A 24,183-nucleotide genomic window follows, 5' to 3' on the forward strand; every position below is an offset into this window, starting at 1 on the left:
CTCACATTACCGACGCCAAAAACTGAGCGGCCCGTTCCGTTTTTGGGGCGCCAAATACCTCTTCCGGCGTTCCGCTTTCAGCCACCCGCCCTTTGTCGAGAAAGATCACCCGGTCAGATACATTGCGGGCAAATCCCATTTCGTGTGTCACCATGAGCATCGTGTTGCCCGCGGCAGCCAATTCTTCGATGACCTTCAGCACTTCTCCGACCAGCTCCGGATCAAGAGCCGAGGTCGGTTCGTCAAAGAGAAGAGCCTGCGGCTCCATCGCCAAAGCTCGAGCAATCGCTGCGCGCTGCTGCTGACCGCCGGACAACTGATGAGGATAGAAGTTCATTCGCTCGGCGAGACCGACGCGGGCCAACAGTTCTTCTGCCCGCTCGTTGGCTTCGGCTCGCGATTTTCCAAGCACGTGGACCGGAGCGATTGCCACGTTGTCGCGAACGCTGATATGCCGCCACAGATTGAAACTCTGGAACACCATTGGCAAAGAAGTTCGGAGCGCGCGGACCTCCCGCGTTACTTTCAGCCCATGTGCGTTGCAGGCAAAGGCGACTGGCTTACCATCCAGCTTGATCTCGCCTCCGTCCGGGACTTCCAGCAGATTGAGGCAGCGCAGGAACGTGCTTTTTCCCGATCCCGAAGATCCGATGATCGTGATCACCTGCCCCTGCTCGGCTGTCAGCGAGACGTCATGGAGAACGCGCAGCGACCCAAACGATTTGCTCAGGTTCTGAACCGACAAGCGAGGTGTTGCAGCTGACATGTGATACCTAACTGAACCGTGTTGAAAGGCAGGCATTTGACCTGAAGCGAATTATCTCAGCGAGCGTCCGCTTCGACCGACTTCAATCCGGACCAGACAGACTTGGCGATGGCCGCATCCTGAACGGCCACACCTGTGAGATCGGCAATCGTGATGGCCTCGTCCGCACGAGCCAGCTTGTTCTCAAGCAGAACCTGCCCGAGCGTGATCAGCCGATCGGACGAAATGTCACCGGATGCAATCGCGTTGGCGGTCTCACCGTGTTCTATACATTGAGCGAGGGAATCGACGATCACATGCGACGCTCTTGCAAAGAGCGCTGTGTCGAGTTCCTGCTTCCCGGGAGAGTCTGCGCCAACCGCCACGATGTGAATGCCGGGCCGAACAAACTCGGACTTGACGATTGCTTCGCGCGACGCAGTTGCCGTGACGATGACATCCGCATCGGCGCACAGCGCTTCCACACTTTCTGCCATCGTGACCGCAATACCATCAAGCTCCGCAGCAAGCTCCTGAACCAGCGTTGCTGCCTTTTCTTCGGAGCGCCCCCAGACAGCAACCCGGGTGAAGCCGAGAAGTTTGCAATAGAGCTGTGCTTGCAGGCGGGCCTGGATGCCGGTCCCGATCACACCGAGCGCCTTGGCACCTTGCCGCGCGCCCATGCGGCCTGCAATGACGCCCGCAAGTGCCGTGCGCAAATCGGTCAATGCACCTTCATCCTGCAGGATTGCCAAGGGAGTTCCGGTTCGCGCGGAAATGACGGCCATGAAACCGTTGCTGGAAGACAGTCCCTGTTCCGGATTGTCGTAGAATCCGGTGGCCAGCTTGACGGTAAAAACATCGTCTTCACCCACGTGTGCGCATTTGATGTGGCACTCGCCATTTGCCTTTGGAAACGCCAGATGGGTAACCGGCGCGACCTGAGCCTCGTCCCGAGCGAAAGACCTGAAGCCTTCTTCAATCTCCGCAAGTACAGCGCGCTCGTCGATCTGCGCCAATATTTCCTGCTTATTCACCAGCCGCATCTGCATCTCTCTGTCAGAACGTCACCCAATTCGAGACCCATTTTGCCGGGTCGCTTCAGCGTTATGGACAAATTGTCTAATTTAGAATATTTTGTCAACACTCATTCTGAAACGCTCATTTCGAGGCAGCCGAGAGACAGAAAAATGATGGTTGAGCTGGACGAGATTCATGCTGCGCAACAACGGATAGCGGGCCATGTGCGGCCCACTCCCCTGCGCAAATCTCATGCCCTGTCGACGGAGCTGAACGCGTCGATTTGGCTGAAGATGGAAACGATGCATGACACCGGCGCCTTCAAGTTGCGCGGTGCGGCCAACAAGCTCCTGTCTCTTGATGAATCTCAGAAATCACGCGGTGTCATCACCGTATCGAGCGGCAATCACGGCCGTGCCGTCGCCTATATGGCGAGGCAATTGAACATTCGTGCCGTCGTCTGTGTTACCGAGATCATTCCACCTGAAAAAATCAGTGGCCTGCACGACTTCGACGCGGACGTGATCGTTCATGGACAGACACAGGACGACGCGGACGCGGAAGCGCGGCGTATCGCGGAACGCGACGGCCTGCTCTTTGTGTCGCCCTTCGACGATCCTCATGTCATCGCCGGTCAAGGTACGATCGGACTTGAGCTGCTGGCCGACCGACCGGATCTTGATATCGTCTTCGTTCAGTTGAGCGGCGGAGGGCTCATGGCCGGGACTGCCAAGGCACTGAAGAGCCTCAAGCCCGATATTACGATCATAGGCGTTTCGCTTGAGCACGGAGCCGCCATGATCGAAAGCATCAAGGCGGGGCACATCGTTGAAGTCGACGAAAAACCCTCTATCGCCGATGCCCTTCCCGGCCCGATCCCGGCAGACAATCAATACACCTTCGAAATGTGCAGGGAACTGGTGGACGACTTTGTTCAAGTGCCGGAGAGCGACATTCTCGAAGCGATGAAGTTCGTTCTCACAAGGGAAAAATGTCTGGTGGAAGGCGGTGCAGCATCGGGGGTTGCCGCCATGAGGCGGTATGGCTCGCAGCTTGAAGGGAAAAAAGCCGCAACTCTTCTCACCGGGAACAACATCTCTCTTGATCGAGCGTTGTCGGCGTTCGGGCTCAAGGATGTGCAGCAAACAGAAACGTTCTGGATAAGCTGACCGGAGCGGTCATGTCGCCGGACAACCAGTTCGGGCAGGTGGCTACTCCACCCTCCCGATGTTCTCAGCTGTAATCAGCTTGCGATTGAAAACTGATCGTTGAATGCGTAGCCGGCGCCCCGCACCGTGCGGATCGGATCCTTGGCTTTGCCCTTGTTGAGCGCCTTGCGGAGCCGGCCGACATGCACGTCGACGGTACGTTCATCGACATAGACATCGTGGCCCCATACGCCATCAAGAAGCTGCTCTCTGGAAAACACCCGTCCCGGAGACGTCATCAGGAATTCCAGAAGGCGGAACTCGGTCGGCCCCAGATGTATTTCCTTGGCACTCCGGCGGACGCGATGGGTTTCCCGGTCAAGCTCGATATCGCCGGATCGCAGCATTGTGGAAACAACTTCCGGGCTTGCCCGGCGAAGGATCGCACGGACACGCGCCATCAGTTCCGGGACTGAAAACGGCTTGACGACGTAGTCATCGGCTCCTGTTGAAAGACCGCGAATGCGCTCTGCTTCTTCTCCACGGGCGGTCAGCATGATGACCGGCAGCCGCTCCGTATCTTCCCGGGCACGCAGCCGGCGGCACAGTTCAATGCCGGACAAACCAGGCAACATCCAGTCCAGAAGAAGGAGGTCGGGCTGGCTTTCCCGCAACCGGATTTCAGCCTCATCTCCGCGAACGCAAGACTCGACCGAGTACCCTTCCGCTTCCAGATTGTATCTCAGAAGAAGGCTGAGTGGTTCTTCGTCCTCAACGATAAGCACCTTCGGCATACGTTCTCGCTCCAGTTTCGGCAGCAGCCGCTGCCGTGCCGGTCACCAAATTCCAACCGGGTTCAAGCTATCAGACGGCGTCGGTCGTCTCGTCCTGTTTCGCGCGGTCTTCCGGCAAACGATCACCTGTCACCATGTAGAAGACGTTTTCAGCAATATTGGTCGCGTGATCACCGATACGCTCGATGTTCTTTGCGCAAAAGAGAAGATGGACACACTGAGTGATGACGCGAGGGTCTTCCATCATGTAGGTCAGCAGTTCGCGGAAGAGCGACGTGTAGATCGCATCAATTTCGGCATCGGCTTCCTGAACGCGCTTCGCGGCTTCCGCATCCTTGCGGGTATAGGCATCCAGCACCTGCTTCAGCTGCGCCAGGGCCAGTTCGGTCATGTGCTCCACGCCGATAGCCAGTTTCTTGGACTGAAGATTGCTGTCGATGGCGATCGTCCGCTTGGCGACGTTCTTGGCAAGGTCACCGACGCGCTCGAGATCGTTGGCAATCCGTGTCGCAGCGGTGATTTCGCGCAGGTCCTGCCCCATCGGCTGACGGCGGACAATCATTTCGATCAGCTTTGCTTCAATGTCCTGGTGCAAGGCGTCCAGGCGCTGGTCCTGCTGGACGGTCACCCGCGCCAGTTCGATGTCCTGCGATACCAACGCGGAAACGGCATCGGCAAATGCCTTTTCAGCCAGGCCACCCATTTCGGCGACCTTGCCGGCCATTGCGGTCAACTCGTCGTCGTAGGCCGAGACTGTGTGTTCAGACATCCTGTGTCCCTTTCAGAATTCGGGCAGTCACTTAGCCGAAACGGCCAGTGATATAATCCTGCGTTCGTTTGTCTTTCGGATTTGTGAAGATGTCTTCGGTCGGACCTTCTTCAACCAGAATGCCGAGATGGAAAAATGCCGTGCGCTGTGATACGCGGGCAGCCTGCTGCATAGAGTGCGTCACGATCACGATCGTATAGTTCTCCCGCAGCTCGTCAATCAGCTCTTCCACCTTTGCCGTCGCAATCGGATCAAGAGCCGAACAGGGCTCGTCCATCAGGATCACCTCAGGGCTGACCGCAATGGCTCTGGCGATGCACAGCCGCTGCTGCTGACCGCCGGACATGCCGGTACCCGGCTCATCCAGGCGGTTCTTCACTTCCTCCCAAAGACCGGCTTTCTGCAGGCTTGAGGAAACAATCTCGTCCAGATGCGCCTTGTTGCGGGCCAGCCCGTGAATGCGCGGACCGTAGGCGATGTTGTCATAAATCGACTTGGGGAACGGGTTCGGCTTCTGGAACACCATGCCCACCTTGGCGCGCAATTGCACAGGATCGACCTTGGGATCGTAGATGTCCTCGCCATCGATCCTGATCGAGCCCTCGACGCGGCAGATATCAATCGTGTCGTTCATGCGGTTCAAGGTCCGCAGGAAGGTCGACTTGCCGCAACCGGACGGTCCGATGAATGCGGTGACAGACCGCGGCTGAATTTCAATGTCCACGTCTTTGATGGCGTGCGTGTCACCGTAATAAACCTGCACGTTCTTCGCGGAAATCTTGCTTTCGGTCATTTCTACCGACTGTTCAATGTTCGACATCTCGTTCATCGGATCATTCCTTACCAGCGGCGCTCAAACCTGCGGCGCAGGATGATCGCGAGAATGTTCATTGTGAGGAGGAACACGAGAAGGACGATAATTCCACCCCATGCCTTTTCATAAAATGCGTAGTCCGCGCGTGCCGCCCAGGTATAGATCTGCGCCGGCATTGCGGAGTTCGGTTCGGTGAACCCTGCAATGAAACCGTCCGGATATCCGCGCGCGACAAAGCCGACCATCCCGATCAGAAGCAGCGGAGCCGTTTCACCGAGCGCCTGGGCAAGTCCTATGATGGTACCCGTCAAGATACCCGGCATCGCCAGCGGGAGCACATGGTGGAAGGTTGCCTGCATCTTCGAGGCACCGATCCCCAGCGCAGCATCACGGATGCTCGGTGGTACAGCTTTCAGTGAGGCTCGCGTTGAAATGATGATCGTCGGCAGCGTCATCAGCGTCAGCACCAGACCGCCAACAAGCGGAGCCGACTGTGGCAGATGCATGAACTGAATGAAGACGGCCAGACCCAGAATGCCGAACACGATGGACGGTACGGCCGCAAGGTTTGAGATATTCACCTCGATCAGGTCGGTGAACCTGTTCTGAGGCGCAAATTCCTCAAGATAGATCGAAGCAGCCACACCGATCGGCAGGGACAGGAACAGGACCACCAGCATCATGAAGAACGACCCGACGACGGATGCACCGATGCCCGCACCACCAGGATTGTCCACGCCGGAGTCGGCACCGGTAATGAAGTTCCAGTTGAACACCGTCTTGATGACTTTGGCCTCCACCAGGGCGTCAACGATGTCCAGATCCGACTTCTGCAGGAAGCGGCTGTCGGTTAGCGTGTCGCGGGTCACCCGGCCATTCATGTATCCATCAACTCGCGACGCGGCCGCCAGTTCGAACCCGGTCTCCTTGCCAAGGCTGTCCGGATTGGCCCGGAAGTGTTCGCGAATGGTGCCTCCGGTCTTGCCGACGATGCGCTGGATCGCAGCTGCGTCGAACGGTGCGGAAACGCCGCTTTCGGTCATCTGGCCATGCAGCGCATCGATGAAGAACTTTTCGTAGGCTTTCGTCTTGAACAGTTCTTTTTCAGCTGCATCGAACTGTTCCTGCGTGAGCGTGAACTCGACTTCGACCACTGTTCTCGTGAAGGCCGGAATGCCCTGTGAGATGATCGATGTCGCCAAAACGACCAGAAAGAACAATCCGATTGCAATCGCGGCGATGCCGTATGCCTTGAACCGCTTTTCGGCTGCGTTCCGCTTACGGGTCAGATCGTCAATGTGATACAGGGATCTGGATTTTGCCGCTGCCTTGGCTGTCTCGGCAGCTGCTTCGGGAGTAAGTGTCGTATCGGTCATCAGTCATACTGCTCCCGGTATTTGCGCACGATGTAGAGCGCAACGATATTGAGGCCAAGAGTTACCACGAAGAGCGTCATGCCGAGCGCGAACGCCACCAGCGCAACAGGCGACGCGAAATCGGCATCTCCGGTTAGCTGGCTGACGATCTTGGCCGTCACGGTGGTCATGGCCTCAAAAGGATTGAGACTTAACCGGGCCGCGGCGCCTGCGCCGAGGACCACAATCATGGTTTCGCCGATGGCGCGCGAAGCTGCCAGCAAAATGGCACCGACGATCCCCGGCAGAGCGGCTGGCAGGATAACCTGCTTGACGGTTTCGGACTTGGTGGCACCGAGGCCGTAGGATCCATCACGCATCGCCTGCGGAACCGCGTTGATGATGTCGTCCGACAACGAGCTGACGAATGGGATGAGCATGACACCCATGACCAGACCAGCTGTCATGACTGCTGTTCCTGCCTTCATGATGCCAAGGCCATTGTCGCCAAAGACCGACAGCAGCAAGGGGCCAACCGTCAACAATGCGAAGAGACCGTAAACGATGGTCGGAATACCGGCCAAAACTTCAAGCAGCGGCTTGGCGATGGCGCGCACACGCGGGCTGGCGTATTCTGACAGGTAGATCGCTGCGAAAAGGCCGATCGGGACAGCGACTGCAAGCGCCACGAACGAGATGTAAAACGTTCCCCAAAGCAACGGAATGATACCCAGTTCCGAATCGCCTCCGCGTCCGGAGAAGCTCGGTGACCAGGTGAGACCGAAGAAGAAGTCAGCTGCCGGGTAAAGGCGGAAGAATTCCACCGTGTTGAACACCAAGGACAGCACGATGCCGATGGTGGTCAGGATCGCGATGGAGGCTGCACCGATCAGAATGGCCCTGATGCCCTTTTCAACCGTATTGCGCGCCCGGAAATCCACCCGGGTTTCTCTCAGACCCCAGAGCGCTCCCGCTATCGCCATGACGATGACCGCAATTGTCATGTAGAGATTGCCGGTCGCAGCCAGAACCCGGTACCGTTGTGCCGCCCGCAAGACCGGCTGGGTGATCTCCGAGGTTACGATCTGACCAGCCTCTTTCAGGCGGGCGGTTACATCGGTAAAATCGGCACGGGCGTTGCGCGCGAAGTCGTCCGTGATGACGCCGCTGGCGACGGCATTGTCGAGCCCTCTGGCAGCGCGCCGAACCTCAGCCAGAACCAACCCTCGAGAAGACCCTTCGCTGATTGCGCTGTCCGGGATCATTCCGGATATTTCATTGTTTACGTAAAAAGGCTGCGCGAGCAGCCAGACAATGAGAAGAAGGAAAGCGGGCACCGCGGCTTTCATGGCCACGTTTGCCCCGTAATAGGACGGAAGAGAATGCAGAACATGCCGCTCTCCTCCAGCGCTGGACAAGGCCCGCGCCCTCCCCAGAACGTATCCTGCCACGGCAATGGCAAGTACGGTCAAGATGAGCCAGAACAGAGACATTTGCACTCCCGGGGGTCTTTGTAAAAAAGCACCAAAAAGGAAAAAGGGGCGGCGGAATATGCCGCCCCGTATCGAGCAGGAACTCGATTACTTCATGGTTTCTTCGTTCGAAACGGAAGCCTGGGTAGCTGCCAGCTCCGGATCTGAAACCAGGCCGTACTGAGCCAGCGGGCCCTGCGGACCGGCGATTTCGTCAGCGATGAAGAACTGAGCGTATTCCTTCAGACCCGGGATGACGCCGATGTGAGCCTTCTTGACGTAGAAGAACAACGGGCGGGAAACCGGATACTCGCCGGAAGCGATCGTCTCGGTGGACGGAGCGATGCCGCCCATCGTGGCGACTTTCAGCTTGTCGGTGTTGTTCTCGTAGAACGCCAGACCGAAGATGCCGATGCCGTTCGAATTGGAGTCGATACGAGCCAGGGTTTCAGTGTAGTCGCCGTCAATGTCAACGGACTTGCCGTCGGCACGAACGTTGATGCAAGCTTTCTCGGCGGCTTTCTTCTTGGCCTTGTCGCTGTCGCCTTCGGCAGCTTCCAGGAACTTTTCGAAAGCGCCGGTTGCTTCACAGCCAGCCAGAAGAACCTTGTCTTCGAAGACTTCGCGGGTGCCGTGCTTGGTGCCCGGGATGAAAGCAGCGATTTCAACGTCCGGCAGGTCGGAGTTGAACTCGGCCCAGTTGTTGTACGGGTTGTCGACGAGTTCACCGTCCTTCAGAACCTTGGAACCGAGGGCATTGAAGATGTCAGCAGGCTGGAAAGCATTGAAAGCCGGGCCGCTCTTCTGAGAAGCGAAAACGATTCCGTCGTAGCCGATACGAACCTCGATGATGTCTTTGACACCAGCTTCCGCACAGGCCTTGATTTCCTTTTCGCGGATCTTGCGGGAAGCGTTTGCAACGTCGATGGTGTTTTCGCCAACACCTTCACAGAAGCGCTTCAGACCAGCCGAAGAACCACCGGACTCAACAACCGGTGTCGGGAAATCCGTGTTTTCGCCGAATGCTTCGGCAACGATGGAAGCGTATGGCAGAACCGTTGAAGAACCGGCGATCTGTACCTGGTCGCGAGCCTGAGCAGCGCCAACGAATGCAGTGGAAGCAACAGCCAGAGCAGTTGCGCTAACGAGGGTCGTAAATTTCACTTGACCACTCCCTTTGAATGTCAAGGTTTGTAGATGATCACCACGCTGTAAGTTGCGTGAGCGATGCGGGGAACCTAGGCCCGATGGATGAGAGTTCTATGACAGTTATTTTTCAGTTTTGTGACAATTTAAGTGATTGATATATATGGATAAATTTATAATCATGTAATTTTCCCGTCATATATGGTGACGAATCCGGTCACATTGCGCTCCCCGGCCTGACCGATCGCTGAAACAGACCTGCAGGCGATTGCCATCTGTACCGGTGCGGCAATTGCCCGCCTGGTCTCCATATCCTGCAAATGGAAGCGCCGGGAGATGCTCTACTTCAGATGGCCGCTAGCGTGGTTTGTCAGTCGCCAAGCTCCCCGGGAGCGGGCAGAACAAAAAGATTATGACGGTCAATACTTCAATGCAGTCAGGTTGCGCGCATCTTCCGCCTGTTGCCGCCGCTCTTCATGGGCGAGCGGTATCAGGCCTTTTTCTGAGAGATAGCCTTCATCTCCCCACGCCTCTTCGCTGGTGAAGGCTTCGATATAAGCTTCCAGACCGGGAATCACGCCGACATGCTGCTTCTTGAGGTAAATGTAGAGCGGTCGGGAAACAGGGTATTCGCCTGACGCAATCTTTTCGAACGAGGGCTGCATGCCGTTCACCCCAACGCTCTGGATCTTGTCCAGATTCTGCATCAGGAATGAATACCCGAATATGCCGACAGTGGCCGGACTGGCCTCAAGAGCCCCCACGATCAGATCGTCGTTTTCACCAGCTTCAACAAAGCTGCCATCGTGCCGGATGCGAGTGCACTGGTCACCGGAAAGTTCCGGAAAGGCCTTGCATCCGGTTTCCATGACAAGTTCCTCAAAGGCATCGCGCGTGCCCGATGTCGGGGGCGGTCCCAACACCTCGATCTTTTCCTCAGGCAACGCCGGGTCAATGTCTGACCAGGACAGGTTCGTGTTTGCCAGAATGCCTCTTTCAGAAGGCAGCTCTTCGGCGAGAGCCTGGAAAATCTGATCAACCGTCAGCTCGAGCTTCGGCCCATGTCTGGAGTTGGCAAGAACGATGCCGTCATAACCAATTTCCAACTCGACCGGTGTCACACCATTGGCTTTGCAGGTTTCCAACTCTGCAGGCTTCATTCGACGAGAGGCATTGGTTATGTCGGGCGTATCTTCTCCAACACCCTTGCAGAACAGCGAGAAGCCGGTACCGGAACCTGTCGATTCAACGATGGGATATTTCGTTCCTGCCTCTCCCATCCTTTCCGCAACCGCAGATGCGAACGGAAAGACAGTGGATGATCCGACGATCAGAAGCCGGTCGCGCGCATCGGCGGCATTCGGGACAACGTGAAGGACAAGCCCGCAAAAAATTCCTGCTGCCAATTTCCCAGCCACTTGAAATCCCCCAAATGCAAATTCCGATCCGAGCAACCAACCGGCGAACACATGGTCCTACCCAATGTGTGAAGTGCTAACACCCTCCAGTTTCAGGAATGCGACAAACTCAATTTCTTCTCGGACTTAGATTTTTTCTAAAATATCTTCGGTGTTTTCGAGCACCGGCAGCGTCACCCTGAAAGATGCGCCGTGTCCAGCTTCACTGTCGATCTCCAGACGGCCGCGGTGCCGCGTCAGTATGTGCTTTACAATCGCCAAACCCAGACCGGTTCCCTTCATCGCCCGGCTCGACTCCGCGTCTACCCTGTAAAATCTCTCCGTCAGGCGTGGCAGATGCTCTTTCGGAATGCCGTTGCCGTAATCCCGGACTTCAAGCATCCAGGATCGTCCTTCCGGAAGATCGTCACAAGCGTTCAAGGTCACGTCGACGAATTTGCCTTCGCTGCCATACTTCAAAGCGTTCTCGATGAGGTTTTCGGTCACTTGGATAAGTTCATCGCGATCACCGTTCAGGCGGACCGGCTCCTCCGGCATCTGCATCCGGATTTCAACACTCATTTCTGCCGCCAGAGGAGACAGGGCATCTGCTGTGTGACGAACGATCTCGGACAGATCAACAACGTTAGCCGGTCGAACATGTGCTTTCAGTTCGATCCGCGACAGAGAGAGAATGTCATCAATCAACCGCCGCATGCGTCCTGCCTGATCCAGCATGATTGACAGGAACCTGTCCTGAGCTTCCGGATCATTGCGGGCTGGGCCCTGGATCGTCTCGATAAAACCGGTCAGTGATGCCAGAGGTGTTCGCAGTTCGTGGCTCGCATTTGCAACAAAGTCCGTGCGCATGCGTTCAAGGCGCCGATTTTCAGTCAAATCCTGAATGACGACCAGTATGAAGTCCGGACGGTGCGTTCCCGTTTCCTGCCCGCTGCTTCCCGGCATATAGATCGGCGCAATATGCGCCTCGTACCAGGTTTCCGTGGGCACTTTTTCGATCCAGCTGATCCGTTCCGTTCTGGCTGTTGCACAAACCCGGTCGAATGCTTCCAGAAGAGACGGTGCCCGAAGTGAAAAGGACAGAGGATCGCCAGGCTTCACCCCTTCATAGGCCGCTTGTGCGGAGGTGTTTACATACCTGGTGATGCCCCGACCATCCGCGACGAAACACGGTGTTGGCAGCGCATCAACCGTCACTTTCATTCCGGTGCCCGGCCACATCCGCCGCCTTTCCCGCTGGGTGCCGAGTTGGACCCGGCGCGCAGCCGCCCGGCGCGGAACAAAGGCAGCCGAGCCTGCCAGAAGGGCCACACCCAGCGCCGCTGCCCAGATGGGCACCTGGTAAAACAGGATCGCAACGACCGCAATGAAGACAGCTGCGATCAGAATCCAACGCGCTTCGCCCAGCCGTGTGAGAGGCGATGCAGCAGTTTGAGCCTCTGAAGGCTCCTCGAGTGGCGATGGCGTTGCGGTCATGGGTGAGTTCTGTGTGCGGTTTCGGATGGCAGGTGCCGTCATCTGGAAATACTATTTCGACGTCTTAGTTTACACGCAAGGCCGAACAAGGTGATGGGATTGGTGAAGCTCTTAGCACGGCAAGCATGTCATCCAAACGACAGGCCGCTCATTTTGTTGCACTTCTTACGTGTCGTCCCGCTATCGCCAGGTTGCCGTACGTGCCGCCCGTTGCAGATTCTTGATAATGCGCGGCCACCTGTCCGGCTGCCGCATGATCTTTCGATAGTCCGCCCCGTGTTCCCCATGCCTGAGAAACTCGTTATGGACGATTTCCAGGCGGGTTGCTTCTCCGGCCTGACGAAAATTGACCATGACACGGCTTGCTGCGGAGGGATCGGCAATTTCCTCTCCTTCCTGCGAAACCTGCCAGGCCAGCCGGATATACAGTGGAGCCTCGATGGATAGTACGGTCCCCCAGTTCCGCCTGCGGCCATCGCCATCGATCTCGTAGCAACTGCCACCGACACAGGGTTCAATTCCGGCTTCCACCTTGCCTTCACCCGGATTGGCGAAAGGGGACGACCACCAAAGTTCCGGACGATCGACAAAAAGCGAGAATGCCCGTTCCCGGGGCAAATCCAGCAAAACTTCAAACCGGCATTCCTGTTCCTGCACCATTTACGACCTGCCAAAAATAAATTCATGCCAATCCCTTTGACAGTGTTTCATAGAAGCACCCGGATTGGCAAAATCGCGCTTGCGTATCCGATTCTGGCGTCAGATCGATGACGAAAATTCAGAACCTTCAAAACGAGCGTAGCGAACCTTCGGTTTGAAGCGTGAAGACCCGTTGCCTTTCTCTGCAAACTGAACGAGTTTCAGCACACACGATTTCTCACTACAAATTCGATTGGCCATAGGAAATGAAGCACAACCGCGACTTTGACCCTGACTACGGCAATCCGGTTGAACTCACCCCCGGAATACGGCGGCTTACCGCCAACAACCCCGGACCGTTCACTTTCCACGGTACCAATACCTATCTGCTTGGCGAACGGCACGTGGCCGTCGTCGATCCGGGTCCGGCAGCAGCGGACCATATCGATGCCATCCTCCGGGCTTGCGAAGGTGCCACGATCGAATCCATTCTGGTTAGCCACACGCATATGGATCATTCACCGGGAGCCCGGCTTCTCCAGGAGAAAACCGGTTCACCAATTGTCGGCTGCGGTCCACATAGAGCAGCGCGTCCTTTGCTTGAGGACGAAATCAATCCGCTGGATTCAAGCGGCGACAAGACGTACCGGCCGGACCGGCAACTTCATGATGGCGAAGTCATAAGCGTCGCCGGATTGGAAATTGAAGCAGTGGAAACGCCCGGTCATACCGCAAACCATCTTTGTTTTGCGCTTTGGGGGGAAGGCATATTACTTTCTGCTGATCACGTCATGGGCTGGTCTACCTCCATCGTGGCACCGCCCGATGGCAGCATGCAAGACTACATGGCCTCCATCGACAAGCTCCTCGACAGATCCGAAACGATCTATCTTCCCGGACATGGCGCGGAAATCAGGCAGGCGGTCGCCTATGTGCGGGACCTGAAGCAACACCGTCTAGATCGGGAAGCATCGATACTCGGACAGCTGGCCTCCGGAGCACGTACCATCCCGGACATCGTTGCTGCGCTTTATGCCGATGTCAGTCCGGCACTCCATCCCGCAGCAGGTCTTTCTGTATTCGCACATCTTGAAGATTTGGCCCGGAGAGGGATCGTTGCCGCCTCGCCAGACCTGTCACTGACAGCCGTTTATCAACTGGCCAGGGAAGTACTCTAACCTTCAAGGTCGGTCAGCTCCAGATCATCGACGACCGTCCCCTCTTCTTCAAAATAAGGCTTGAAGCCCGGTAGCGGGATTGTGCTTCTCGGATCCTCAACGGGCTCAAGCTGCAGGTCTTCTTCGTCCAGGGCACCTTCCTCAACTGACAGCCGCGCGAGGTCGCCGTAGGTCTCAAGCAATACCTGATCGATTTCGGCAAAGACAATACGGATGTGATCAGCATTGTCTGACAGGTCCTTCAAAGGTGTCCTTGAGCGCGACCGGACGTCCAGGAGCGCGCCGACCGCATCTGGTCGAATACGCAATGTGACATCGTGCTTGAGCCCCAGGACACGGGTTACTCCCGCAGCCTGTAACCTTGTGGGAGCGTCCAGCAGATCTGGTGGCAGTTCATCGACAACCGTCCATCCCAGCTCTTCCAGGGCCCTGGCCCCAGCCGCATGCAATTGTGCCGGCGCTATCCGATATCTGCGCGAAACAATGTCCGGATTATCGGGCTCACGATCAGAAATCCGGCTTTGGTCCTTTGCGGAAATCTGCTGAAGGTTGGGCCACAGATGAAGTTCCAGGATACGGTTCATCCAGGCCAGCACCGGTTGCTCGACCTCCAGAGACTGAACGACCACCGCTGGAGGATCCTGCCGGTCGGTGGAAAGATCATTGTTTCCCGAATGGAGGGCCAGCATGCCCAAAACGAGAGATGGAGCAACGAGCGCGGCCGCGCCCAAAAAAATTCCGCTCAATGCGGCCGGCAGACCACTTCCGCCATAGCTCCAGATACGATGGAGCCCGACGATAGCCAGCATGACAGCCATAAGGGCTATGAGTGCCGCACCAATCAGCGACAGTACGAACACGTCTGCGTCGATCACTCCGAATCGCTTCGCAAGAAAAGCGATGACCGCAAGCGCAAGCGCAACGGAGCCGACCGTGCGGCTCGCCGGCGCCGAAGCAGATCTGTAGGCTGCATATCGCTTCATGTTCTCTCAACTTGCAATGCGTTGGCGCCGTCCCGTTCTCTTCGGCGTCATCCTGAATTATTTCTTTGTTTATAAGCGAATTATCAAAAATGAACTTCACTTCCGCAATAGGCTCATCATAAATTTCACTTACTCGGATGTTACCGGCTGTGCGCAATTTGGAGCGTGGCGCACGCCGGGTTTGTTCGGGAGGGCCACGGCACGTCTAAACGGGAAAGAGATCCGGTCTTCCTTTGATGAAAATGGATAAAAAGGCAGAATCAGAAAATCGGACCTCTCACAAGTTGCGCGACCACCTGATCGGACCCGGTCTCAGCAATGTTTGCCTGTGCTACGTCCTGATCCTGTCGGCATTGCTCTCCCCCGTAGCTTTGCTGTTCTCGTTCCTTTTCGCCGAGCCCGATGAAACTCGGGTCTTTGCCCACTATTATTACATCCGCACAACAGTAGCTGTTCTGGTAATCGGAGTTTGCGTTGGCACATTGATGATCGTTCTTGGCGCCGGCATCTCGTCGACGATCATTCTGGCCGGCCTTCTCTTGTTGGCGTTAACACTGATACTGACAGCCATGCGCTGCATCCGGGGTCTTTTCAGCGCCATGCGCGGCAAAGCGCCGCAGAACTACAAAAGCTATTTGGTCTGATTTCTCACCACGTTGCGGACGTAAGGGAAGGTCCGACCGGAAACAGGTAAACAAATTCTTACCTATCTACTTCAAATTCCAGCCGAATTCGTTACATCCTGTTATGGAATTTGACTGGCTGTTTGAGCGATAGAGGCGCATGCTGTTTCCATTAAAAGCAGTAAATGTAAGCAACACCAGCTTGCTGCCCTGCGATTGCCTTAATTGGACACGACATGCACGCACGCTCGCCCAAAAACAAACTGAAGTCCAGTCAGCGGGCACTGGATATTAACAACGGACCTGAAGAAATGTCTGAGCAAATTTCCCGCCCGGCTTCCAAAATTCCGGCCGGGGCAAGACTTGAGAACCAGTACAAGCCAGTCGGCATCGCAGCGCTCAATGCTGCGGTCCTTTGCAAGAATGCCGGCGCTGCGACGAAAAAGCAGAAATAAGCTGCTGGGCTTCGTTGCAGGGACTTGTTCTTTGGACGGTTCGACAGCCGGCGTTACGTCGGCGTCGCAGTAAAACAAGCTGAGAACCCTGCACAGTTGCCGTGACCTGGTCTCTTGGGCAAACTGCCGCTGAGTCGGGCACCCATACCAACAACCGTAGGTATGAAGTGTCCTTGCGGAGATTGCCCAGATGATCATTGCTTATTGCCCCTCAGTCAAAGGCCTGGAACGGATTGAACTGTCTCCCGGCGACGCTCTGCCATCAACGTCGATCTGGATCGACCTGCTTTCGCCGACGCAGGAAGAGCAGAAGACCGCAGAGAAACTGATGGGAGCAGAGATCCCGACACGGGACGAAATTGCCTCCATCGAAACCTCCGAACGGCTTTACCTGGAACCGGGTGCCGTTATCATGACCGCGCAGTTGCCGATGGCTACGCCGGTAATTGACCCTGCCCTTTCCTCCGTAACATTCGCCCTCAATGCCAAGCGGCTGGTGACAGTGCGATATGGAGAACCCAAATCGCTGACCGTCTTTTCAAAGAAGGTGCAGTCCGACCCGACCATTCCTCACGTCGGCCCCGCAATCCTTCTGGCAATGATGGATATTATCGTCGACAAGTGTGCCGATGAGATGGAAAACGCCTCCCGGCAGTATGACGAATTGGCACTTCAAGTCTTCGGTGACGGTCTGAATACGCGCAAGACCGCCAGCTATCAGGTCGCGATCAAACGTCTAGGCCAGATCGGGCTGCAGGTCGCCAAGATGCATGACGTATGTGCAAGCCTGTCAAGAATGCTGCTTTACATGAACTCGCACGCCAAGCGTCTGAACCTCAGCGATCAGCAATCCTTGGACTGCAGAACATTCGGCAGGGACATCCGCTCCATCAAGGAGCACGGCGACGGGCTCGACAACAAGCTGAATTTTCTACTGGATGCCACGGTTGGACTTGTCACGCTGGAACAGAACCAGATCGCGAAACTCTTCACAGTACTCGGCCTGATCTTTTTGCCCCCTACACTGATCGCATCGATCTACGGCATGAACTTTGTCAACATGCCTGAACTCCACTGGGAACAGGGTTTCATGTTCTCCCTTGGGCTCATGCTGGTTTCGGTGATCGCCACCTTCGTATTTTTCAGATGGAAACGGCTGCTGTGATGCAGCCATTCTCGCTTGTCACCGGACTAGGGGTAGAGCCGCTCGCTTGACCACGGCTGATCCGGAGCCGTGCGAGTAAACAGAATACGGTCGTGGAGGCGGAAGGGCCTATCGTGCCAGAATTCGATCGATGTCGGCACCAAACGCATACCCGACCAGTATTCCGGCCTTGGAATGTCACCGATGCCGAATTTCGCGGTGTATTTGGCAACTTCTTTTTCGAGCGCAAATCGGCTCTCGAGCGGTCGGGACTGTTTGGACGCCCAGGCACCAATTCGGCTTCCGCGCGGCCTGGATTGATAGTATTCGTCCGCCTCGTCCGCGGATACTTCGACAACCGGTCCACGGACCCTTACCTGACGGCGCAGAGACTTCCAGTGAAAGCACATTGCGGCCTTGCCGGCGGACAGCAGTTCCCTGCCCTTCGTGCTTTCAAAATTTGTGTAAAACACGAAGCCGCGCTCATCGACGCCTTTCAGCAAGACCATACGCACATTCGGCAATCCGGTTTCGTCAACCGTAGCCAGAGACAAGGCATTCGGATCATTCGGTTCAGAGGCCTTGGCATCCTCAAGCCATTCACAGAAAAGATCAAATGGCTTCTTGACCTCCGTAAAGTCACCTTTTGTTAACTCTTCAGAAGGATGCTTGAGGTCTGTCATTAGATTACCCGTCGAAGAAATCGACTGCCCGCAACACGGCAAGTCTCTGCCTATGTGGGAGGCCGTCTAGAAGATGTATCGTATGCGTTCATATACTCCTGGATACGGCAAGGTCCAACACTTTGTGGCCATTGCCCTTGCGCTCGGCGTTTCGCTCGGGGGCTGCAGCCAGGTCAGTGTTCCCATGGGCAGCAACAATGTTGATACACCCACCATCTTGACCGGGTCCATTTCGTCTTCAACCGACATCGCCTATTCCGACATCAATGCGGGCGACCGCAACAGCATTGCCGAGAACCTTGATGCGATCGGAGCGGATCTGGTTGCAAATAACGACGTGCGGGACTTGTCCCTCCACTGGCTCAATTCCTCAAGCGGTAATTCCGGTACGCTAACCAATATTGATACTGCTCCCCTGGCCGAGACCGGATGCGTATCCTTCCTGACCACGGCAAACACCATCGCCGGGATCAAGCTCTATTCCGGAACGGCCTGCCGCGACATCACGCAAAAATTCACGGTGACCACTCTCAGTGTAGCCGACGCTTGATCGTCCTGCTAAAACCGTTACACACAGTGTGTTTTCTTACTGGTGGCGGATGTCTGGATTTTTCGGGCTTTCATCCCGATATAGAGAACAAGTCCGGTCAAGCTTTGCCTCTGACAATCGCGCGCTTCGGAGCAGGTCATGTATCCGGAGCGTTTATGCGTGAGGCAGCGGGCCGGAAAATCTTAGAAACCTGGTGATACGAATGCGTGATCCCTATAGCGTTCTCGGGGTGGCAAAATCTGCCAGCGAGAGCGAAATTAAAAAGGCCTTTCGGAAACTGGCCAAGAAATACCACCCGGATCAGAACAAGGACGATCCGGGAGCGCAGCAGCGTTTTGCCGAAGTCAACCAAGCCTACGAGATCGTCGGCGACAAGGACAAGCGCGCGCAGTTCGACCGCGGTGAAATCGACGCAGAAGGCAAGCAACGTTTTCACTCGCAGGGCTTTGACGGTTTTTCCGGCTTTGAGGATTTCGGTGCAGCGGGCGGCGGCGCGCGCGGCTTCAAATCCTCGGGCGGAGCCGGCGGCTTTGACGATATCCTGAATGACATTTTCGGCAGCTTCGGCGGCCGCGGCGGGCGCTCAAGACCGGGTGCCGGTGGCCCTGGAGCGGGAGCCGGTTTTGCCGGCGGCGGCCCGCGCGCAAAGGCGCCCCCTAAGATCAAAGGCAAGAATGCCGAGATCGTCGCGCGGGTTACTCTGGAAGACATCGTCAATTCCGGAAAGACACAAGTGACGCTGCCAAACCGCAAGACGGTGAACGTCACCCTGCCCAAGGGTGTGGAAGACGGCGAAAAGATCCGCCTCAAAGGCCAGGGCTATCCGGGCGAAAACGGAGGGCCTGCAGGCGATGCCATGGTTGAAGTGCGGATCAGGCCGCACAAGCTTTTCGAGATAAAGGGCTCGGATCTTCATCTGGACTTGCCGCTGACGCTTTATGAAGCTGTCCTGGGAGCCAAAGTCAGAACGCCGACGCTCTCCGGAGCAGTCAACCTGACAATCCCGGAAAACGCTTCAAGCGGCAAGACGATGCGGCTCAAGGGCAAAGGGCTGCCAACCAAGAACGGCGGGCATGGCGATCTTCTGGTCAAGCTTCAGATCATCATGCCGCCCCACAGCGACGATGAGCTGGAAACCCTGATGAAAGCCTGGAAGGAAATCACCCCCTACCGGGCACGCGGGCCGGAGTTCGACTGACTTCAATCCTGTCCCAAGGAATGAAAAGTGCCGCCGAAGCTGCGGCACTTTTTGTTTGTGACGCGAAGCGAGTTACAGACAGACAATTGCAGCGCCCCCGATGACGGCAAGCGCTGCGCCGATGACCGAGTGAGTGTTAGGTCTTTTGCCTTCCACCAGCCAAAGGATCGGCAAAACAAAAAGAGGCGACAGAGATCCCAGAATGGTGGCAATCGCCGCTTCCATGTTGGCAAACGCATACAGCAGGAGCGACGAGGCGATCACATAACCGATGACACCCGGGACAATCGTTCTGAACAACAGGTAGGACGAAACATTGCGCTGAAACGGTTGCTGCTTCCGAACCTTGACGGAAGACTGCAGGGCTCCGATCAGCAAAACGAGCACAGCTGCCCCCGAAAGACGAATTGCCGCGACGGCCACCGGCTCCGCGCCATCGGCAAGGGCGGGTTTCAAAGCAACAAATCCCAGCCCTTGAAACCCGGCAGCCATCCCTCCCAACAACAGGACAGGAGCAAGTTGTCGTCCCTGGAGTTCGGGCTGTTTTCCTTCCTCACCGCCATAATGGATAGCAATAAGCAGCCCCCCAATCACAAGAGCCCCTCCGAGCAGGTCGCCGGGCCCCAGCACCTCTCCCAACCAGACATAGGCGAGAAGGGCCACAATGGGGGCCTTGAGACACAAGAGCAGTTCAGTGACACGCGGCCCGCCCCGGCGCAGGCACTCGATCATCGCCAGATTTCCCAAGACGACACCAATTGTCGAGCTGATCACAAAGGACGGCCAAAAACCCCAATCAATGCTTTGCCAGAGACCGAGCACGAACGACAGCACGGTTACAAGCAGAGAACAGGCAACCAGCTGGATGCGGGTAAATGCAAATGCTCCAAGCGCCCTCGCCGGCATCTGCGCCAACACGATTCCGGTTGCCCAACTGGCCGATGCCGTCAACGCCGCCAGAAACGGAAAAACAACAAGCATTCGAAACTCCAAAACGCTATCTTTTTCATAGCATTAGTTTGCTACTAAAAAGATAGCAAGAAGTTTCGATGTCATCTCCTCCCCTTCAACCGGGTCAGCCAGTCCGCGGTTCCAAGTCAGGAAGACCGATCATGGCGTTGTTTGACCTGCTCCGTCGCCCCCGGTCGCTCGGCAATCTTTGGCAATTGACAGATAATCCGCTTACGTCTCGAGAGCTGCAAAGCAGCTGCGAAAGCGTTTCGTCTACAGTTCTCAACCGGCGGCTCAAGGAACTGCGTGCAGGCCTGCTCATCGACCACGACAGTCACGGCTATGAGCTTACGGAAATGGGACGGGAGTTGTTCGGCTTGCTTGAGCCATTCGGACAATGGTCAATCCACTGGGTAGACCATCTGAGCAAATACCGTTCCGAACAAGGCTAACTTCCAGCATCGGCAATCTGTTCGCAAGACCCGATGGATAAAGTGAAGAAAAGAGCTGCCGGTTCCTCTTTTCCGGCAGCTCTGCCGTGCTCATCGTTGCAACTCTGCCAGAAGTTCGGCCAGCAGTTCCATGCCTTTGCCCCAACCTTTGTCGAGACCGCTGACGGCCCCGGCGAAACATTCGATTTCCGCTGTGCTTGCTTCATGAGGCGTCCAGACGAGGCGGACATCGGTATGATTGCCGTTCTGGGTAAACGTGACCGTTGTCAGTAGAACCCTTGGCCAGTCAGGCATCATCGGATTTGCAGCAATTTCCCATGCGTCGTCCGAAACGGAATGCAACCAGACAAGTTTTTCCGGTTCAACGACTTCCGTGTATTCCACTCTTTGGTAATGTGACCCGCCACCGAACTTCATTTCGTTCAGCCATAAACCGCCCGGACGAACGTCCAGCTTGTGAATGATGGTTTCCACGCCCGGACCATACCAACGGGCCAACAGGTCCGGCTCGGTCCAGGTGCGCCAGACAAGTTCTCTTGGGGCTTCAAAACGTCTGTCTAAAATGAATTCAGGTAAAGACACGGCATTACTCCCATTTGTCCGCGTTTTTCAAATCTTCGAGAAGTGCATCAAGCTGATCAAAGCTGGAGGCCCAGAACTCCTTGAATTCTTCAAGCCATGCGATTGCGTCTTTCATCGGTTCCGCATGCAGCTTTGCAGGCCGGCGTTGCCGGTCCGCACCGCGCGTGATCAGCCCCGCCCGTTCAAGCACTTTCAAATGTTTCGAAACTGCCGGCTGGCTCATTTCGAACGGCGCCGCGATTTCGTTCACCGAAGCCTCGCCTGCGGCGAGCCGCGTCAGGATGGCCCTGCGGGTCGGGTCAGCCAACGCGGCAAACACCGCATCCAGATTGGTGACACCACTTGTATAACCAACTTGTTCCATAACCATTTAGTTATTCTAATTTTACATTCGAGTCAACAAACTGCCTTGAAATTTACATGCCTTGTTATATATCTAGTTATGTAAATGGAGTGTCACATGGTGGAAGACGTTGTTCGCAATCTTGGATACGGTACCCTGGGAAGCAGGCTCAAACGCATTGGCGAAAAGCTGCAGGCCCAAACGCAGGAGGTGGCGTTAGAGCTGACCGGAACGGATTTGCCGACACCGCATTATCCGGTACTTGCCGCCCTTGACAGGACCGGCCCCATGAGCATCGGCGACCTGGCCAAGGCACTTGGACAGACCCAGCCGGGCGTCACCCGGATGATCAACAAAATGAAATCTGCCGGTCTCGTCGAAGCGAAGCAGGATGACAACGACAAGCGCATCAGCAACATCGCTCTTACCGGGAAAGGCGAAGCCAAGGTTGTTTATTTCAAGCAAGCGCTATGGCCGACAATCCTACTGGCCGTAAAAGATGCCTGCTCCGATCTCGACGGCTCGTTTTTGAATCAGCTGACCCAGCTGGAAGACGCCCTGACATCTGCTCCTCTGATGACCCGTCTGCCCGAGCAACCCGTGCCCGATTGGGATCACCTTACCGGAACCAGGGAGACGAACTCATGATCAAGAGGATCTGGCACGGCTGGACCACGTCTGAAAACGCCGACACCTATTTTGAGGTTTTAACGACATCGGTCATTCCTGGGATCGAAGCCAAGCAAATCCCCGGATATCTCGGAATTGAAGTGCTCAGGCGCGATTTGGAAGACGAAGTGGAATTCATGACCATCATGAGCTTCCAGTCCCTGGAAAACATCATTGCCTTTCAGGGGCCGGACTATGAACGCTGCTATGTACCGGACGAAGCACAAAAGGTCCTGAAACGCTGGAACCAGACTGCCGCTCATTTTGAACAGAGAACGACACGAAAGGCCGAGTGAGAAGCTCATGTCCCAATCCTTCAACCGCATTGTCTGGTCGGCCCTGACATCACGTCAGCAGGGATTTGCCCGAAGCAACTCCCTGGCGGTCCGCTTCGATCCCCAAATCTCTCCCTTTGCTGCTTCGAAAAACAACTCGCAGGATGCGCTTCAGGCATTGGCTGACCTGATCGGACCAGGCGATGACTATGTTTATCTGCTTCAGAAGGAAGCGATTTCGCTGCCGTCGAACCTGGAAGCGGAATTCTCCGCGCTAGGCGTTCTGATGACGGAGCAGACAGCCTCCACTCCCAAGCCTGACGGTCCCGATATTCGGCCGCTCGTGACCTCCGACATACCGGAAATGGTGGCTTTGGCCGAACTCACAAAGCCCGGGCCTTTCAAACACCGGACACCGGAACTTGGTGCCTTTTGGGGGATCAAGATTGACGATCGACTGGCGGCCATGGCCGGTACGCGTCTCAACCTGGACGGTTTCACGGAAGTCAGTGGGATTTGCACGCACCCGGACTTTCAGGGACGTGGGCTGGCAACCTCGCTCTCGCGGCACGTGGCATCGGAGATAAGAGCGCGCGGCGACACGCCATTTCTGCATGCCTTTGCCGACAATCATGGCGCCATAGCGCTTTACCGAAAGCTGGGATTTGAAATCTGGAGTGAAGTCAATGTTGCCAAAGTCCGGCATCGCCCTTAGTGCTAAACTGATCCGCGATTGTCAGAAGAATTCCGGAACGCCCTGAGCCGTTGTCGCAGATACTTTGCCGCCGATCTGTAATGACTTGGTCCGGCTGCTTCCGCCCAGCGTCCTGTGGTCCAATGACTTTTGGCTCCCTTCATTGGCCCGTTATAGAGCTGCTCGTCTGCAAGGCTCTCCATCAGAGCCGTCAGCTCTTTGTGATTGCTCAACAGATCAGTGCAGGCTGACGCCCATGACAAATCCACCTGATGCTGCCGCAAATCAGCATTGTAGCGCTTGGTTTCGTTCCATTTGTAACCACGGGCGGGAAAAAAGACCTCTCGTCCCGCCTGTCCGTCACGATACCAACCCAGAAAGAGTTCAATCCAATGGGCGCGATGGGCAACGATGTCCTTCGGCGAGATGCCCTCTTCATCTTTTTCAAGCCAAAGCTCTTCCGGCAGCTCGTCCAGAAGGCCTTGCAGCTTGCCGAATTCTTTTGTCGAAGCGGTCAGTAGTTCCTGTTTGGACGTCGCAGGCAAGTCGTTCTCCATTCCTGTGAAGGCACAGTGAGGCCTTCGACAATGAACTACCTTGATCGAGC

28 protein-coding genes are annotated in these 24,183 nt (G+C 56.0%); 11 read left to right on the top strand and 17 right to left on the bottom strand.

The annotated features are described in order from the left end of the window. Position 1: 1 nt before the first annotated feature. Together ABLQ08_RS04810 and ABLQ08_RS04815 are read right to left on the bottom strand one after the other, a co-directional pair. Entirely contained in the window at positions 2 to 766 is a 765-nt protein-coding gene (locus ABLQ08_RS04810; protein ID WP_352939979.1) for an amino acid ABC transporter ATP-binding protein, read from the bottom strand. Positions 767 to 822: 56 nt separating this feature from the next. Beyond that, positions 823 to 1,791, bottom strand: a complete 969-nt coding sequence (locus ABLQ08_RS04815) for an ornithine cyclodeaminase family protein (RefSeq protein WP_352939980.1) — start codon at positions 1,789 to 1,791, stop codon at positions 823 to 825. Between the two features lie 144 nt (positions 1,792 to 1,935). Here ABLQ08_RS04815 and ABLQ08_RS04820 point away from each other — a divergent pair, with 144 nt between their 5' ends. Further along, complete coding sequence (locus ABLQ08_RS04820; RefSeq protein WP_352939981.1) at positions 1,936 to 2,934, top strand: threonine ammonia-lyase; 999 nt, start codon at positions 1,936 to 1,938, stop codon at positions 2,932 to 2,934. Between the two features lie 74 nt (positions 2,935 to 3,008). Here the strand turns inward: ABLQ08_RS04820 and phoB are convergent, their stop codons facing one another. The 9 genes from phoB to ABLQ08_RS04865 all read right to left on the bottom strand — a co-directional run bounded on the left by phoB (position 3,009) and on the right by ABLQ08_RS04865 (position 12,817). Beyond that, the gene (gene phoB, locus ABLQ08_RS04825) at positions 3,009 to 3,707 is read right to left on the bottom strand and encodes a phosphate regulon transcriptional regulator PhoB (RefSeq protein ID WP_352939982.1); all 699 of its coding nucleotides are present in this window, start codon (positions 3,705 to 3,707) and stop codon (positions 3,009 to 3,011) included. A gap of 70 nt (positions 3,708 to 3,777) precedes the next feature. Then, entirely contained in the window at positions 3,778 to 4,476 is a 699-nt protein-coding gene (phoU, locus tag ABLQ08_RS04830; protein ID WP_352939983.1) for a phosphate signaling complex protein PhoU, read from the bottom strand. A 31-nt stretch (positions 4,477 to 4,507) separates the two neighbouring features. Further along, complete coding sequence (pstB, locus tag ABLQ08_RS04835) at positions 4,508 to 5,305, bottom strand: phosphate ABC transporter ATP-binding protein PstB (protein WP_352939984.1); 798 nt, start codon at positions 5,303 to 5,305, stop codon at positions 4,508 to 4,510. 11 nt (positions 5,306 to 5,316) lie between these two features. After that, positions 5,317 to 6,666, bottom strand: coding sequence for a phosphate ABC transporter permease PstA (gene pstA, locus ABLQ08_RS04840; RefSeq protein WP_352939985.1), 1,350 nt, complete (start codon positions 6,664 to 6,666; stop codon positions 5,317 to 5,319). Next, positions 6,666 to 8,138, bottom strand: a complete 1,473-nt coding sequence (gene pstC / locus ABLQ08_RS04845; RefSeq protein WP_352939986.1) for a phosphate ABC transporter permease subunit PstC — start codon at positions 8,136 to 8,138, stop codon at positions 6,666 to 6,668. Before pstC ends, pstA begins: the two co-directional genes overlap by 1 nt. An 87-nt stretch (positions 8,139 to 8,225) precedes the next feature. Beyond that, positions 8,226 to 9,281, bottom strand: coding sequence for a substrate-binding domain-containing protein (locus ABLQ08_RS04850; RefSeq protein WP_352939987.1), 1,056 nt, complete (start codon positions 9,279 to 9,281; stop codon positions 8,226 to 8,228). Between the two features lie 401 nt (positions 9,282 to 9,682). Continuing rightward, positions 9,683 to 10,681: a substrate-binding domain-containing protein gene (locus tag ABLQ08_RS04855; protein ID WP_352939988.1), complete on the bottom strand. Its 999-nt coding sequence runs from the start codon at positions 10,679 to 10,681 to the stop codon at positions 9,683 to 9,685. A gap of 126 nt (positions 10,682 to 10,807) precedes the next feature. Further along, entirely contained in the window at positions 10,808 to 12,157 is a 1,350-nt protein-coding gene (locus ABLQ08_RS04860; protein ID WP_352939989.1) for an ATP-binding protein, read from the bottom strand. A gap of 180 nt (positions 12,158 to 12,337) precedes the next feature. Then, the gene (locus ABLQ08_RS04865) at positions 12,338 to 12,817 is read right to left on the bottom strand and encodes an SRPBCC family protein (protein WP_352939990.1); all 480 of its coding nucleotides are present in this window, start codon (positions 12,815 to 12,817) and stop codon (positions 12,338 to 12,340) included. A 245-nt stretch (positions 12,818 to 13,062) separates the two neighbouring features. On the opposite strand from ABLQ08_RS04865, the gene ABLQ08_RS04870 reads away from it, so the two are divergent. Next, entirely contained in the window at positions 13,063 to 13,974 is a 912-nt protein-coding gene (locus tag ABLQ08_RS04870) for an MBL fold metallo-hydrolase (RefSeq protein WP_352939991.1), read from the top strand. Here the strand turns inward: ABLQ08_RS04870 and ABLQ08_RS04875 are convergent. Beyond that, positions 13,971 to 14,957 (bottom strand): RNase adapter RapZ, encoded by a 987-nt coding sequence (locus ABLQ08_RS04875; RefSeq protein WP_352939992.1) that lies wholly within the window; start codon positions 14,955 to 14,957, stop codon positions 13,971 to 13,973. The two genes, ABLQ08_RS04870 and ABLQ08_RS04875, sit on opposite strands and share 4 nt — an antisense overlap. 236 nt (positions 14,958 to 15,193) lie before the next feature. On the opposite strand from ABLQ08_RS04875, the gene ABLQ08_RS04880 reads away from it, so the two are divergent. From ABLQ08_RS04880 to ABLQ08_RS04890, 3 genes are all read left to right on the top strand, one after another. Next, the gene (locus ABLQ08_RS04880) at positions 15,194 to 15,601 is read left to right on the top strand and encodes a hypothetical protein (RefSeq protein ID WP_352939993.1); all 408 of its coding nucleotides are present in this window, start codon (positions 15,194 to 15,196) and stop codon (positions 15,599 to 15,601) included. A gap of 290 nt (positions 15,602 to 15,891) precedes the next feature. Beyond that, positions 15,892 to 16,035 (top strand): hypothetical protein, encoded by a 144-nt coding sequence (locus ABLQ08_RS04885; protein ID WP_352939994.1) that lies wholly within the window; start codon positions 15,892 to 15,894, stop codon positions 16,033 to 16,035. A gap of 190 nt (positions 16,036 to 16,225) precedes the next feature. Beyond that, positions 16,226 to 17,200 (top strand): magnesium transporter CorA family protein, encoded by a 975-nt coding sequence (locus tag ABLQ08_RS04890; protein WP_352939995.1) that lies wholly within the window; start codon positions 16,226 to 16,228, stop codon positions 17,198 to 17,200. 26 nt (positions 17,201 to 17,226) lie between these two features. Here ABLQ08_RS04890 and pdxH read toward each other — a convergent pair whose 3' ends face one another. After that, positions 17,227 to 17,862, bottom strand: coding sequence for a pyridoxamine 5'-phosphate oxidase (pdxH, locus tag ABLQ08_RS04895; protein WP_352939996.1), 636 nt, complete (start codon positions 17,860 to 17,862; stop codon positions 17,227 to 17,229). Between the two features lie 82 nt (positions 17,863 to 17,944). Between pdxH and ABLQ08_RS04900 the strand changes: the two genes are divergently transcribed. Together ABLQ08_RS04900 and ABLQ08_RS04905 are read left to right on the top strand one after the other, a co-directional pair. Next, the gene (locus tag ABLQ08_RS04900) at positions 17,945 to 18,412 is read left to right on the top strand and encodes an RT0821/Lpp0805 family surface protein (protein ID WP_352939997.1); all 468 of its coding nucleotides are present in this window, start codon (positions 17,945 to 17,947) and stop codon (positions 18,410 to 18,412) included. A gap of 202 nt (positions 18,413 to 18,614) precedes the next feature. After that, entirely contained in the window at positions 18,615 to 19,610 is a 996-nt protein-coding gene (locus tag ABLQ08_RS04905; protein ID WP_352939998.1) for a J domain-containing protein, read from the top strand. Between the two features lie 72 nt (positions 19,611 to 19,682). Here the strand turns inward: ABLQ08_RS04905 and ABLQ08_RS04910 are convergent, their stop codons facing one another. Next, positions 19,683 to 20,591 (bottom strand): DMT family transporter, encoded by a 909-nt coding sequence (locus ABLQ08_RS04910; protein ID WP_352939999.1) that lies wholly within the window; start codon positions 20,589 to 20,591, stop codon positions 19,683 to 19,685. A 131-nt stretch (positions 20,592 to 20,722) separates the two neighbouring features. Between ABLQ08_RS04910 and ABLQ08_RS04915 the strand changes: the two genes are divergently transcribed. Beyond that, positions 20,723 to 21,013 (top strand): winged helix-turn-helix transcriptional regulator, encoded by a 291-nt coding sequence (locus ABLQ08_RS04915; RefSeq protein ID WP_352940000.1) that lies wholly within the window; start codon positions 20,723 to 20,725, stop codon positions 21,011 to 21,013. Between the two features lie 90 nt (positions 21,014 to 21,103). On the opposite strand, the gene ABLQ08_RS04920 is transcribed toward ABLQ08_RS04915, so the two are convergent. Beyond that, positions 21,104 to 21,595 (bottom strand): SRPBCC family protein, encoded by a 492-nt coding sequence (locus tag ABLQ08_RS04920; RefSeq protein ID WP_352940001.1) that lies wholly within the window; start codon positions 21,593 to 21,595, stop codon positions 21,104 to 21,106. A 4-nt stretch (positions 21,596 to 21,599) separates the two neighbouring features. Continuing rightward, positions 21,600 to 21,959: an ArsR/SmtB family transcription factor gene (locus tag ABLQ08_RS04925; RefSeq protein ID WP_352940517.1), complete on the bottom strand. Its 360-nt coding sequence runs from the start codon at positions 21,957 to 21,959 to the stop codon at positions 21,600 to 21,602. Positions 21,960 to 22,055: 96 nt separating this feature from the next. Here ABLQ08_RS04925 and ABLQ08_RS04930 point away from each other — a divergent pair, with 96 nt between their 5' ends. From ABLQ08_RS04930 to ABLQ08_RS04940, 3 genes are read left to right on the top strand one after another with little or no spacing between them, the layout of a single operon-like run. Next, positions 22,056 to 22,586: a MarR family winged helix-turn-helix transcriptional regulator gene (locus tag ABLQ08_RS04930; protein ID WP_352940002.1), complete on the top strand. Its 531-nt coding sequence runs from the start codon at positions 22,056 to 22,058 to the stop codon at positions 22,584 to 22,586. After that, positions 22,583 to 22,903: an antibiotic biosynthesis monooxygenase gene (locus tag ABLQ08_RS04935; RefSeq protein ID WP_352940003.1), complete on the top strand. Its 321-nt coding sequence runs from the start codon at positions 22,583 to 22,585 to the stop codon at positions 22,901 to 22,903. Before ABLQ08_RS04930 ends, ABLQ08_RS04935 begins: the two co-directional genes overlap by 4 nt. A 7-nt stretch (positions 22,904 to 22,910) precedes the next feature. Next, the gene (locus ABLQ08_RS04940) at positions 22,911 to 23,597 is read left to right on the top strand and encodes a GNAT family N-acetyltransferase (protein ID WP_352940004.1); all 687 of its coding nucleotides are present in this window, start codon (positions 22,911 to 22,913) and stop codon (positions 23,595 to 23,597) included. Positions 23,598 to 23,599: 2 nt separating this feature from the next. Here the strand turns inward: ABLQ08_RS04940 and ABLQ08_RS04945 are convergent, their stop codons facing one another. Further along, positions 23,600 to 24,121: a ClbS/DfsB family four-helix bundle protein gene (locus ABLQ08_RS04945; RefSeq protein ID WP_352940005.1), complete on the bottom strand. Its 522-nt coding sequence runs from the start codon at positions 24,119 to 24,121 to the stop codon at positions 23,600 to 23,602. Positions 24,122 to 24,183: the final 62 nt, after the last annotated feature.

The sequence above is a fragment of the Roseibium sp. SCP14 genome (genome assembly GCF_040329475.1).
In the GTDB taxonomy this organism is placed as follows: domain Bacteria; phylum Pseudomonadota; class Alphaproteobacteria; order Rhizobiales; family Stappiaceae; genus Roseibium.